Annotated in this window: 14 protein-coding genes; 5 read left to right on the forward strand and 9 right to left on the reverse strand. The window is 42.6% G+C overall.

All coding sequences use genetic code 11. The features are described 5' to 3' along the window. Positions 1-3: 3 nt before the first annotated feature. From UM402_RS11915 to UM402_RS11930, 4 genes are read right to left on the reverse strand one after another with little or no spacing between them, the layout of a single operon-like run. Positions 4-1236, reverse strand: coding sequence for an efflux RND transporter periplasmic adaptor subunit (locus tag UM402_RS11915; RefSeq protein WP_322295333.1), 1233 nt, complete (start codon positions 1234-1236; stop codon positions 4-6). A gap of 16 nt (positions 1237-1252) precedes the next feature. Further along, on the reverse strand, positions 1253-2590 hold the full coding sequence (locus UM402_RS11920) for a TolC family protein (protein WP_322295334.1): 1338 nt from the start codon (positions 2588-2590) through the stop codon (positions 1253-1255). Positions 2591-2603: 13 nt separating this feature from the next. Beyond that, positions 2604-3593, reverse strand: a complete 990-nt coding sequence (locus UM402_RS11925) for a M56 family metallopeptidase (protein ID WP_322295335.1) — start codon at positions 3591-3593, stop codon at positions 2604-2606. Between the two features lie 2 nt (positions 3594-3595). Further along, a complete protein-coding gene (locus tag UM402_RS11930; RefSeq protein ID WP_322295336.1) occupies positions 3596-3979 on the reverse strand; it encodes a BlaI/MecI/CopY family transcriptional regulator in 384 nt (127 codons plus the stop codon). A gap of 84 nt (positions 3980-4063) precedes the next feature. On the opposite strand from UM402_RS11930, the gene UM402_RS11935 reads away from it, so the two are divergent. Further along, positions 4064-4417 (forward strand): DUF3147 family protein, encoded by a 354-nt coding sequence (locus UM402_RS11935; protein ID WP_322295337.1) that lies wholly within the window; start codon positions 4064-4066, stop codon positions 4415-4417. 94 nt (positions 4418-4511) lie between these two features. On the opposite strand, the gene UM402_RS11940 is transcribed toward UM402_RS11935, so the two are convergent. Beyond that, positions 4512-5012 carry a flavodoxin family protein gene (locus UM402_RS11940; RefSeq protein ID WP_126752673.1) on the reverse strand — a complete coding sequence of 167 codons (501 nt, stop codon included), beginning with the start codon at positions 5010-5012 and terminating at the stop codon, positions 4512-4514. A gap of 471 nt (positions 5013-5483) precedes the next feature. Beyond that, entirely contained in the window at positions 5484-6302 is an 819-nt protein-coding gene (locus tag UM402_RS11945; protein WP_322295338.1) for an alpha/beta hydrolase, read from the reverse strand. An 858-nt stretch (positions 6303-7160) separates the two neighbouring features. Between UM402_RS11945 and UM402_RS11950 the strand changes: the two genes are divergently transcribed. Both UM402_RS11950 and UM402_RS11955 read left to right on the forward strand, forming a co-directional pair. Then, entirely contained in the window at positions 7161-7949 is a 789-nt protein-coding gene (locus UM402_RS11950) for a S41 family peptidase (protein ID WP_322295339.1), read from the forward strand. A gap of 119 nt (positions 7950-8068) precedes the next feature. Next, positions 8069-8260: a carbon storage regulator gene (locus tag UM402_RS11955; RefSeq protein ID WP_322295340.1), complete on the forward strand. Its 192-nt coding sequence runs from the start codon at positions 8069-8071 to the stop codon at positions 8258-8260. Between the two features lie 105 nt (positions 8261-8365). Here UM402_RS11955 and UM402_RS11960 read toward each other — a convergent pair whose 3' ends face one another. From UM402_RS11960 to UM402_RS11970, 3 genes are all read right to left on the reverse strand, one after another. Next, positions 8366-8611: a LytTR family DNA-binding domain-containing protein gene (locus UM402_RS11960; protein ID WP_322295341.1), complete on the reverse strand. Its 246-nt coding sequence runs from the start codon at positions 8609-8611 to the stop codon at positions 8366-8368. A 2-nt stretch (positions 8612-8613) separates the two neighbouring features. Continuing rightward, a complete protein-coding gene (locus tag UM402_RS11965; RefSeq protein ID WP_322295342.1) occupies positions 8614-8991 on the reverse strand; it encodes a hypothetical protein in 378 nt (125 codons plus the stop codon). 201 nt (positions 8992-9192) lie between these two features. Beyond that, the gene (locus UM402_RS11970) at positions 9193-9753 is read right to left on the reverse strand and encodes a tyrosine-type recombinase/integrase (RefSeq protein ID WP_053953351.1); all 561 of its coding nucleotides are present in this window, start codon (positions 9751-9753) and stop codon (positions 9193-9195) included. A gap of 245 nt (positions 9754-9998) precedes the next feature. On the opposite strand from UM402_RS11970, the gene UM402_RS11975 reads away from it, so the two are divergent. Both UM402_RS11975 and UM402_RS11980 read left to right on the forward strand, forming a co-directional pair. Next, positions 9999-11249: an SIR2 family protein gene (locus UM402_RS11975; RefSeq protein WP_322295343.1), complete on the forward strand. Its 1251-nt coding sequence runs from the start codon at positions 9999-10001 to the stop codon at positions 11247-11249. Then, positions 11242-13080: an ATP-binding protein gene (locus tag UM402_RS11980; protein ID WP_322295344.1), complete on the forward strand. Its 1839-nt coding sequence runs from the start codon at positions 11242-11244 to the stop codon at positions 13078-13080. The genes UM402_RS11975 and UM402_RS11980 overlap by 8 nt, the downstream gene beginning before the upstream one ends. Positions 13081-13086 lie beyond the last annotated feature (6 nt).

Genomic DNA, 13086 nt, shown 5'->3' on the forward strand with positions numbered 1-13086 from the left:
CTCCTAGTGATCGTGTGATGCGCCAGACTTTTCAATGTCGGCTTTTAAAATATAGCTATTGTCAGTCACGTATTCGGTTCCCGCTTTTAGGCCACCTAATACTTCAATCCATTCGCCTCCAGCGCGGCCCAACTCAAGCATACGAACTTCATACTGTTCACCCACTTTGGCGTAAACAACAGTAAAGTCTCTAAAACCTTGTAAGCCAACACGCTTTACAGCCAGTGGCACATCAATGGTTGCAACTTCAATGTCAGCTTTTACAAAACTTCCTTCGGCAAGGTTACTATCTTCTAATTCGACCCAAACAATTCTTGCCTGATCATCTCTCACGCTAGGCTCAATAAATGACACCTTACCTGCAAAGCTTTCCTCATGGCCTTCAACGTTTAACGTAACTGGCGTTTCCAGTTTCACCTTGGAATAATCCGAAGGATAAACCGCTAATTTGGCAATATGGCGAGTGAAATTAGTAATGGTCAGTAAAGTTCTACCGCCCGTTTGCTCCCCCGCGTTTGCAAATAGCTGAGTAACGACACCGCTAGCTGGAGCTTTGATAACGTAGGGTTTAAGACTTTCATTACTTTCTACGGTAAACAGAGTTTGACCTTTTTTAACGGTTTCTCCGTAATTGACATGCAGTTTGGTGATTTCACCATCAAAACGGGCTGCAATGTTTCGCTTAGCGTCCACAGGTAAACTTAATTTGCCATAAGCGGGTATGGTTTGATGAATGGTTGCAGGGCCTGCAATTTCAGTGTTGATTTCCATTGCATCGGCAACTGCCTGTTCAATTGTGGTGCGCCCCTCGAAGTTGTCATAGCGCCAATTGTACTTTTTACCCTGATAAGTTGCTTCAATGGCAACAACAAAAGAGTGAGGCTCATAAATCACCATATCACCGCGAAGAAAATCACCTTGGGCTTTGAAGTTAATATCATCAGTGCCATCGCCTAAACGAATTAATTTTACGTTTAAATCGACTTTATTTGGATCGATAGGCTGTCCATCATTAGTCGCCCAAACACGAAACTCTGGTGGCACACCTGTTTCAAAAATAGAGAGTTCAATTGCAAAATCACCATCTCGTAACATGCGGCCACGGTGTGGACCTTTTTCTGGTTCAGCTTGCTCAGCCGCAGGTGTTGATGATGCAACAGCATTAGGTGCAACGACACCTGATAATGATATAAGGATCGCCAAGCTCAATGACGACAGGATATTTTTATTTTTCATAAGTTTGCTCACGGTTCTACTCGCTATCACTAATGGACACGCCAGTTAGACGTTGAATTTCAATATGTTGTAAGTGTAAAGATTGATAAGCATCAAGTAACTGATTTTGGGCGCTAAGTAGCTCTCTACGGATATCACTCCACTGGTTGTAGTTAAGCTTGCCGATATCAAATGCCTGACCTGCTTCAGTCAATGCGGTTTCTAGTTCGGGAATAATTTGTGCTTGAATCGTTTCAATGACATGGTGGGAATGCGCCATTTCTTGCAATAGCACATATAGCTGTGCATCAAGTTTCTGCATTAATGCTTGTTGCTGACTTGCCAGCACATCTTGTTTTGCGCGTAAGGCAGCTATTGTTCCTGCATTGCTATTTTCACTTCCCCAAGGAATAGAGATACCTGCCACTAAACCAAAATCATTGGTCGCTTCGTATCGTCTTAATCCCGCAGTAAATTGCCACTGAGGTTTTGCTTCAATGCGTGTAAGTTCCATTTGAGACTGGGCGATACGTTGTTCATTAACAAACTTTTGTATTTGCGGGATTTGCTTAAGTTTGTTTAGTTGGCTTTCTACCGATGGGATTTCCGGCTTAAGCATTAAATTCCCCGTTAACTTAAGCTCTACCTGAGGTTTACCCCACAAGGATGACAGTTGATAATGGCTGGCTTTTAATTCGTGCTCTAAATCTTCGACTGCGAGATTTCTTCGAACCAACTCAGCTTGAGCCAAGCGCATTTCAACATTAGAACTTTTGCCTGCTTTTACTCTTTTGGCAATCGCGTCAACCACTTCCTGTGCTTGAGATACCGCTAATTGATTGAGTTTCAAGCGCTCTTGCTTTATCAAGATTTCAACAAACTGCTTAGCAACCATCGCAGATAAATCGAGCGCTTTTATTTTTTGTTCTACTATTACTGCACTTGCTTGTTTTTTTGCCGCATTAACTCTGCCATCAATTTGCTCTTGTTGAAGCAACCAAGAGTATGTGAGCGTTGATTGCATACTTTTTAATGCACTATGCTCACCTGTCCCTAACGCATCCTCAATCATTAAACCTATTTGAGGGCGTTCTCCAATGCCAGCTTGCTCTATATTGCCTTGCCACACAGCTTCTTTAGCTACCAAGGCTTTTAGTTCAGGATGACTCTCTAAGGTCATGGTTACAGCCTTGCTCAGATTAATAATCTGATGTGACGACTGTATTTGCTGCTGGTTTTGTGAATTAGCAAATGCGGGAGTTGGCATTGTTAAAGCAAGCCCGGTTGCTACATTTACAGCTATACCAACAGCCAAAAACCGATAGCCTATCGGTTTTTTTACGTTGCTTTTACTGTTATATGGGTTAAATCTCATTCCATATCCTTAATTAATGGATGAAAAAAGTTTCGATAAAGTGATGAAAACTATCGACAGTGGATGCCGCTAGTACTGGCATAGTTGCCAATAATGCTAGAGTAATGATGATAGTAGTAAGTGACGGTTTATTAATTGGATTTAATAAACCCTCAACACGAAGACTTGTGTAATCATGTCCGAAGTAGCTAACAGACGCCTGATCGCAATCCGTAGGAAGTGCTTTTTGAAGTCTAGCGACATCAATCAGTGTCTGTGCGACATTAAGGTTGTCGTATTCTTTAGTGACCTCATTATCGGCTAACTTCTCCGTCATCAAGACATATTGCTCGATTAGGGCTTGTTTTATACCTGACGGATAGAAGCTGGCAAATGCCGTGAATAGCACTTTAAATAACGGATCTCTTGCGGTTACATGGGCAAGTTCATGATTAACGATGATATTAAGTTGTTCTTCGCTAACTTGGGTTTGTAGTCCGGTTGATACATAGATCTTGGGCGATATAAAACCTGTAGTAAAGGCAACGGGTACTTTAACTGGCATTAGGTAATATTGGTTGCCATTCGTCGTCATAGCATCTTGTGCATCAGTAAAGCTTAGTAAACTCGATAATGCGATGGACTGTTTAGTTCTAGCAAAGATAGTCCGAGTTACGCGCCATGCTAAATAGATTAATGCCAAAAGTAAGGTTAACGCGTGCCAACTTGAAAAACTGAATATATCGATATGGTGCCAATGGGCAAAATCTTCGAACCAGCTTATGTTGAAAACTGTATCAAACCCTAAAGAGTAAAGCATAAAGTAACCGATACAAGAAAGTGCTATCCACCAAGGCGCACTTACAAGTGACCACAAAATAAATTTTTGACTATTAAAACTGACTTGATTGAGTCTGAACAACACAAAACAAGATACGACAGCAACAGTTGCAATACCGATCACAAACGCAAGCACTGCAACACTGAGCAAGTTTAGTGCGATTGCCATATCTCCAACTAACATAATTAAGAAAGTTCCTTTCTTAACTGGCGTTGTTTTTCGATCATTTTTTCTAATGTATCGAGTTGTTCGTCATTAAGCTGTGCTGAAGCAGAACTGAACGCTGCAATTAAGCTATTTTCACCATCTTCAACAAAGTCACTAGTCACATTTGAAATAAGCTGAGCAATTAAGCCTTCTCTATCCACTCTAGCTGAATAGCAATAGGCATGGCCTTGTTTAGTGCGCTTGAGCAGCTCTTTTTTAAATAATCTATCAAGCGTGCTTTGGATAGTATTTAACGAATTACCACGAGCTAGCCCCAGTACTTTATGTACTTGCTTTGCGTCCGCCTCTTTGACATTCCAGAAATGTTGAAGCACTAACTTTTCTAGTTCACCTAATTGCATAATACTTTACTCTATTTAATTCGCTGGCTATATTGCCACAACAAAAACCGATAGGCAATCGGTTTTTAAATTTGAGGATTGTGTATGGGTTGGCTAATAACTAAATATTTGATCACCGCAACTGTCATCGTAGCGGCATCAGAGCTCGCAAAACGAAGTGATAAACTAGGCGCAATGATAGTCGCATTACCGACAGTAACCATTCTGACCATGATTTGGTTATATATTGAAAAGCAACCTGCTGAGAAAATAGCCAATCATGCTTGGTACACCTTTTGGTATGTACTTCCAACATTGCCCATGTTTTTACTTTTTCCAGCTCTGATGCAACGCTATAGCTTTTGGCTATCATTACTAATCAGCTCAATAGTAACGATAATTTGCTTTTGGCTGTTTTCCTTATTGCTAAAACAGTTTGGTATAAATTTGCTTCCTTAAGCGTAGCAGCAAGGTCCGTTGTTCGCTCAAAGCTGACAGTCCGGTTAGTGCCTGTTGCCGCTTATACTGTTAATGAATACTTTACGAATCCGTTTTAATTTAGCTTTTTTAAAGCTTCAGTCACACATCTATTTACGTTCAACAAGTCTGATTCCGATTGTATGGAAATATAGTCACAACCTTTGTAAACCAAATGCATGTAGTTAGCAGTCAGTTCAAATGGCTGCGCAAAACACTGAGGCAATTCAATGTCGAAGCCCGTTGACAAGACTGAACATGACTTGCCTTTTAGCTGCCGACCAAGCTCTTTGTTCACAGTTAAAAGATCTGACAAACGATCGAAGAAAGTCTTTAGTAGTGCTGACATTGAATACCAATAAACGGGTGAGGAAAACACTAGATGATCAAATTTAACTAGTTCACGAATAAGTGGTAAAAAGTCGTCGCCTTTATTTTCGTGCGTATAATCGTAAGCTGATATTTTGTAATCCGCTAAGTTAAAGAAGACAGCATTGGTTTGCGCTACAAATTTATCAGTGAGCTGTCGGGTATTTCCGTCCGAACGCGAACTTCCTAGTATGACTGCTATCTTCATTAAAGCCCCTATTGCGTTACACTCTTAATAACTGCCAAAATCAGATTAGGAAAACCTGATACTAGACGACGCATTTGTCTGCTGCAAATCTATTGAAACAGCTTGAATTTTAGTATGCGATGGAAAAGAACTTCCGCTTCTCGCTCAGAACTGACCGTCCGGTAACACGACTATCCTTTAACTCCTCACCTTCGCGCGAGAAAGCTAGATATTTGGTGGCAGAAAATTTGAGCTATGCCCAAGCGTTCTTGTGAAACTTTCTTATTGCTGAACACTTGAGTCATTGAACTCATAGTCATTCAAGAAGACCTTTTGTGACGCGCAGCCGCTAAGCATCATCAGGATAAGAAAAGGTGCGATAGCTTTCATATTCGACGTTCCCTGTTTCAATCGCTAACTGCAATGCTCGCTTATACCCTGCAACACTGGCTTCTCAACGCTGACAGACTACGCCAAAACGCTTACTTGAACTTATTGGCTGGTTGTTATTTCACGCGCAATCCAGTTTTTCATGATTGCAGCTAACTTATCGGGAGTCACCATGTGAATCACGTGCTGACTTCGCTGTATCGCGGCCACATCTGCGTTTTCCATTTGGCTCACGAACCTGGCAATACCCAGGTAGTTCATCTTATTCAGCGCTTCAAAACAAGCCTGCCCGGGCTCTCCCACACCTAACAGTAAATCTTTTGTCTGCTCCGGAATATGATTTATTGAAATGGAGGGAACCGTGATACCTCTATAATCCGGCGTCACGTTGTCGTGCTCAAAAAGCTTGTTCAAAGTGTTGAGGTCTGCAAACGGCAGGTAGTTCCCGTCATCATCAAGCACCCGCTGTGTGTTATAAAAGCTTTCTTTATACTTAAAGATATCAATGCTTGCTTGCGCAACATCAGGACAGTGTTCTCCTATTTCAGGGATATGTTCATACGCTTGCACTGCGTCGATATAGATGAGTCCGTTCACGCGCTCTGGAAAATGCTTACCCAGATAAGTGAGCTCAAAGCCTGCAAATGAATGACCTGCAAAAATAGCTTTCTCAATGTCTAAGCTGTCCAACGAGCTAATAATGTCCGTCGCCAGCCTCTCGATAGAAAAGTCACCGTTTTTGGGGGGCTCAGAATTTCCGTGCCCAATTCTAGTCAAGGCAACGACCCTAAAGTCGTCCGTAAAATGTGCCGCAAATTCATCATAGGTATGAGAGTTCATGGGCATTCCTGCCAGTAAAAACAGTACCGGCTTGTTATCACCACCCCAGTCCAGCACCTCAAGCTTAGTCCTATCTTCCATCTCAATGAAAAATGCCTCGTGGTTGGCCTCATCAACCCATCCTGCGAGAGTCTGCAGTGAAGGCGCAGTAATAACGAAAGCCGTCTGTACCTGGCATTGCTATAGCACGCCGGTAGCCGTACCGGTTATGAATCTCATCGTATCTCCGTTAAAAAATTTTCGTCAAAATCGCGTCGGAGATAATTTAAGCACTTGCGTAACATTTATATATTGCGCGGGCCCACTTAGGAACTCGTTCAGCCGATAATTTCGGTTGTTAAATTACTGATAAATCTAGCATTAGTTCCTTGAAAGGCTCCAGCTTAGCAAAGGCAAATTGAGCATGCTCAGTCACACTCTGCCTAGCGGACAATATCTAATTTTTACTTTTTGCTATGTCATTGATAGTAAACGACTTAGATACACAGCACAATAACAACACGCGCAGTATTTCAGAAATAAGCATGCCGTGCCTGGTTCACGTCATCCTTCGTTATTAATGATAGAAAAGCGATTCACTAGTTGGAATAAGCAAAAAGCCCAATGGTCCGTTCATCGCTCAAACCTGCCTGACACGATCTTCCCTAAAACTATTCATGGCAAGGAGCTGAGCCACAGACAGGAGAAATAGTAAAAGCTGATTTTATTTGTATTCACATTTTAGTGTAACCTAACTTTTTCACTTGGAGTGAGGTTCAAGTCGGTGCTTATATTTCGCGTTTTTCTGCTCTTAAAGCTACTTACATTTTCGGTACACGCTCAAGATTCAGTGCTTGGCGAGGATGTAACTCCTGAAGCGACAGCATATGAAGTTCTGAATTTGATGAAGGAGCATGTTGTTACGCGTGACCAGGTAAACTGCGTTTATTAAAGTCTGATTTGGATAGTATTGAACGTCCATTTACCAGAGATAGTTTACGCGAGGCACTAACTCTCATCTTAAAGCGAGCTGATACCGGCCATACATTTTATAAAAGTGCCGTTGAACCAAAGTTTGTGATGCAAAGAAAGTTTGAATGTGTTGCAACGAATACCTATGACTTACCTATCATTCCTAGACACATTGGCTACCTACGCGTCAATAGCTTCAATGCCTCCTCAGAGAAGACTAAACTTCGCTATATCAAAGGATTGCGTGATGAGATCAATAGACAGAAAGACCGCGATACAAAAGCCTGGATTATCGATCTTCGGTATAACAAGGGTGGGAATATGTGGCCGATGTTAGCTGGAATAGCGCCACTGCTAAGCAACGGAGTACATGGTTATTTTGTGAAACCTGACGGATCCAAAACTGCTTGGGGAACCTATGACGGACAAAGTTTTCTCAATAATCAGTTTATGGTTGGAATTGAAAAATCTTCAGTGGGAGATGCAAACATGCCAATAGCAGTGTTAAGTAGCGAACAAACAGCGAGCTCTGGGGAGTCATTATTAGTCGCTTTTGAAGATAAACCTAATATACGCTCTTTTGGCAAACCATCGTGTGGTATGTCGACAGCTAACCGACAGTTTAATCTAAGTAATGGGGCAACCTTAAATATTACGACAGCAACGATGGCAAGTAAGAATGGTAAACTATTCGGTGGAAGAATAGCTGTCGATGAGTCTTCTACGCGTCCTGTCGAGGATGCGATTCAGTGGATTAATACATTGACCGAACACTGATTCCGGAGTGTCAGCTCTGAGCGACAAGCAGACTAAGGTTCAAGCTATGAAGCTTTTCTAATGGTGATATTATGTTTTGCACTTAGGGGCATTTATTCGTATTGGAAAAGGACTTCAACATGCTAATTCTAAGCCGCAGGGCATCCGAAAAGCTAACAATAGGCAACGACGTAATGATTACCGTCTGTAAGGTAAAAGATGGCGAGGTAAAGCTTGGTATCGACGCGCCAGCAGACGTCGTCATTATGCGAGACGATGCAGTGACACAGACACCGAAGACAAAAAATAAGCCCAGGGTGACTTCACCCTGAGCCTATTCCTTATAAGCCAAGTTCGAGCATTAGCTGGCGCTTATAGTTACCACCTAGCGGCAGTACTGTTTCGTCAGCCAACTCGACTTCCTGGTATCGACCCAGCTATGATAAAAGCTTTCGCAGATGGTCACGCTTTACTATGTGGCTGCGGTGTATGCGAATGAACCTATCATCTAGTATCTCTTCCATGTCCGACAGTGTTGCTCGATGCAGCACATGCTCGTTGCCAAAGTAAATCTTCACGTAGTTGCCGAACGCTTCTACACGTTCAATTGATGCAACAGAAACAAAGCGAACCTCACCAGGACGCGTTTTAACAGCGATAATGTTTCGTCTCATGCTACCCATATCTACTCCCTCTCCATAACGAGATCAGCATCAATGCTGTTACCACCAGCCATTCGTATCGATGTTCGCCCCTTTATCGAGTAGTCGTTGTAAATAGCGAATAGCAACGTCGTGCTGAGACCAATCGCTATAATCGCTGTGATCAGTGAGCCCGTAGATAGCGTTCCGATAATGCCTGAACCCCAGCCAAGAGGATTCCAAAAGTTCGTGGCGAAAACGCCTGCAGAGCCAACGGCTAATGCAAAAGCACCCGATGATGCTGACTTGACTGTTTTTATGTCATTAGCCAGTGAGGCGCTTTTTACAGCAATAGTTTTATCTTGCCTTTCGATTGCTCGCTCAAGTTCTGATTTGGTGTGTACCACCGTTACGTTCGACATAATTAGTCTCCTAAATGACAGTTAATTAACTGCAGCCGTAACTGCCATCAGGTGATATAGGTTTGATTAATTTTTCTTTGCACCTGAACGTAGGCGAACGCATACGGGCACTTAACCCAGGGGTCTCCAAAGGCGAAGGCTTTATGAGGGCCCTTATCACAAGGCTAGACAAAAAATTTAACAGAAAGGACCCGAAGGTCCTTAAAGCTCTAGTTCAGCAAAGTCGCGATCCACATCCTCTTGGGTAATGCCGATGTACCTTAATGTCACGGCCTCAGAGCTATGACGCAGCATCTTCATTACCCTAGCGATATCTTTCGTGTTTTTATAAAGGTGATAACCTCGGGTCTTTCGCATTGAGTGTGTACCTAAGTCAACACCTACTTCTTCACCAATAGCCGCAAAAGCCCTCGACACATATCGACGACTCAATGGTTTAGCCGACACAGTTTTGGACCATTGATTTCGGTAAGACTGAAAAAGATAAACGTGCTCTGGGTGCTCATCTTTTATTCGTGTGATGATTGACCGTGCCTTGTCGTTGAGTTTTATAGTCGCTTGTTTTGACGTTTTGCCTTCAACTAGGGCGAGACGCTCATCGTTAATGTTTTCAAACTTAATAGATAGTAGGTCTGATATCCGCAAAGCAAGATTAAGACCTACATCCCAAACATCAGCAATCTGCTGACCATAGGTTCGTTTAAGGAGGTAGCTAATCAGCTTCACGGTGTCCAGATCTTTAACCGCTTGTACTTCGGCCATGATCGAGTTCCTTTTTTGCTGTAAAACGTGATTTTGAGTACTTAAGAGGGTATAAAGGGGGAAATAGCCCGTTTTTAGTGGGTTTGCTTGTTCCCGTTATTGTATTTTGGGAACTAGCTAAAATAGCCATAGATATTAAGCAATGCTGATGATGTATGCTTTAATTTTTTACAAATGACATTCAGTTTGTTCGTTTCTCAATTAATAGAGCCAACGCCAGGAAATAAACTTAGCAGGGGTACGTTATGGACCAGACGTCAATCCACAATCCCGACAGGTATATGTCAGATTTAAGGCAAATATTGTCACAAGGAAAAAAGAGGATCGGTATACTCCTGGGCGCAGGGGCTACAGTGTCAATAAAAGTTGATAAACAAGGAAACTATGATACATCCGGTAAACCAATAATTCCGGATGTATCTGGGTTAACGGAAACTGTTATCAGTTGTTTGGATGAAGACGATCAAAAAGTAATCGAAACATTACTTCCCGACTTGGGTAAATCACCAAATATAGAAACGATACTTACAAAAATAAGACAACTATCTCAAGCCATTGGGCGGGCTAAAATTCATGGTTTAAACGGAAATGATTACAATGAGTTGGCCACTAAAATCTGTGATCACATTGGCTCGATTGTGGCGGCAGAGTTACCTAAGCAACCAACCCCCTACACAGAGCTAGTTAGCTGGATCGGTGGCACATATCGAGAGCACCCAGTCGAAATCTTTTCTCCTAACTATGACTTACTACTTGAAGAGGCCTTCGAACGGGCACAGCTACCTTATTTTGATGGTTTTACAGGCTCACATAAGCCCTTCTTCGATCCCACTAGTATATCTTCGGATAGCATGCCACCTCGATGGTCTAGGTTATGGAAAATCCACGGCTCTCTAGGTTGGGATATAGCTGGGGATACAGTTATTCGAACCGGCCAGAGAAATGCCACACAACTGATATATCCAGATCATTTAAAATATAATCAAATTACGAAACAACCATATTCCGCTCTATTTGAACGACTCAGAGAGTTCTTAACAACTCCTGATAGTTTACTTATATGCACTGGATTTTCATTTTTTGATGCTCACATTACAGCAGTAATTGACGAGGCGCTCTCAGCAAACACTCATACTGCTGTTCTTGCTTTCCAATATAAATCTATAAGTAATGAGGAAAATGCTGTCGAACTCGCAATGCGGCGTCCAAATATGAGCGTTTATGCGAGCGACGGAGCCGTAATATACGGTGTAAAAGGAAAATGGCAACCGGGACAACTCCCTAGTGACGAATGGAAAAGGATTAGAGAAACCTTCTGGTCGTCATCGTCACATGAAGGCTCTTTTATCTTAGGAGATTTTGTAAAGCTAGCTAGGTTCTTCTCTCTCTCTCAGGCGACTGGGTTCCGAAGTTTAGACGAAACCACCGTAACTGATAGCAAACACGAGAGCTCTTCAAACGAGCACTCTAGTGCAGATGAGAAGCCAGATGCTTAGTCGTGATCCAACATTTTTAGGTGAGGTCGCATCCGTTTCCGGCTCCAGCGTAAGTGTGCAGTTGACAAAGTCAATAGCATCAGGGTTATCAATAATTGAGGGAAGAACATATAGAGTCGGTCAAGTAGGTAGCTTTGTTCGTATTCCACAAGGCTACCAGGACTTATTTGGTGTTGTTTCTGAAGTCGGTGCTAAAGCCATGCCAGACCAAGAAGGCGTACATGTAGATAGCACCGGCCGCTGGATGCAAATTCAATTAGTTGGTGAAGCTGTCGGAGGGGTTTTTGAGAGAGGGATAAGCCAATTCCCTAATATAGGAGACAATGTTCATACAGTAACCGAGAGTAGCTTAGCTAAAATATACGGAGGCAATGATTTTGGACAAATAAAGATTGGAGCATTGTCCAGCGCCGAAAGTATCCCCGCTAAAGTTTCACTCAATGAACTTGTAACGCGTCATTCAGCTATACTTGGCTCTACAGGTTCGGGTAAATCAACCACTACCGCGAGCCTACTTCGCTCCATTTGCTCAAACCCTGATTCTGACCACGACTACCCAAGCTCTAGAATTCTTTTGCTAGACATCCATGGTGAATACTCAGAAGCTCTTGCCGACATATCAAATGTTTTCTCTGTGGATCCACGCCCCGAAGAGGAACAACTGCAAATTCCATACTGGGCTTTGAATTCTCATGAGCTACTTGAGTTTTTGACCGGTGGTGTAGAGGGAGTGAGAGAAACCGCATTTACGGACAAAATATTTGAACTAAAACAAAATACGCAGCAAAAACTTAAATTTGACGGAGTAGATGACAGTTCTATAACAGTTGACACTCCTTTGCCATTTAGCCTCAAAAAGCTTTGGTACGATTTGATAAACTTTGAGCTTACTACATACGAGGGAGTCAATAGAAATGAACCTGCTATTCAGGATGTTGGCGATGCTGATGATTTAGTAGCACCAACTTATAAACCTCATGCGATGGGTCCAAATGGGCCATTTCTCAATACCCAGGCTGTAGGGATCAGACGTCAGCTAAACATTCTAAGGTCTAAGTTAATCGATAGAAGATTCAGCTTTCTTTTAAATCCCGGCGATTGGTGTCCTGATATTGATGGAAACATAAAAGCGGACTTGGACACACTGCTGCATGGCTGGCTTGGCAGCGATAAACCTATAACTATTTTAGACCTCTCCGGTGTGCCAAGCAGTGTTTTGGAGCTACTAGTTGGCTCAATATTAAAGATTATCTATGAATCAATTTTTTGGGGAAGAGAGAAGTCTGAGGGCGGAGTTAGCCGTCCTTTATTGATTGCGATGGAGGAGGCTCACCGGTATTTATCGACCAGTAAGAAAAGTCTTGCGTCGGAAACTGTCCAAAAAATTGCTAAGGAAGGAAGAAAGTATGGTGTTGGTGCTATGGTGATAAGCCAGCGGCCATCTGAAGTAGATGAGACCATTTTGTCTCAATGTGGAACATACTTTGCTCTTCGCCTAACCAACCCATCGGATAGAGCGAGGGTGCAAGGTACTCTTCCAGATGGATTGATGAGCTTACTGGATTCTCTTCCAGTATTGAGGACCGGCGAAGCTATTATTATGGGCGAGGCAGCAAAGCTACCGATGAGGTGTAGGGTAACTTTACCAACTCCTGAACACCGCCCTAAAAGTAGTGACCCTAAAGTTTCTCAACAGTGGTCAATTAAGCGCAGAAACGAAAGTTATGAGAGACTAGTCGCATCGTGGCGCGCACAAAAACCCCGAGCTGTTGTTAATCAAGTAAATATTCAAAGGTCATCTGTTGACGATGACTCAGGTGATTTGGAGTAGTTGCCG

The organism is Idiomarina sp. OXR-189, assembly GCF_034373425.1.
Classification (GTDB): domain Bacteria; phylum Pseudomonadota; class Gammaproteobacteria; order Enterobacterales; family Alteromonadaceae; genus Idiomarina; species Idiomarina zobellii.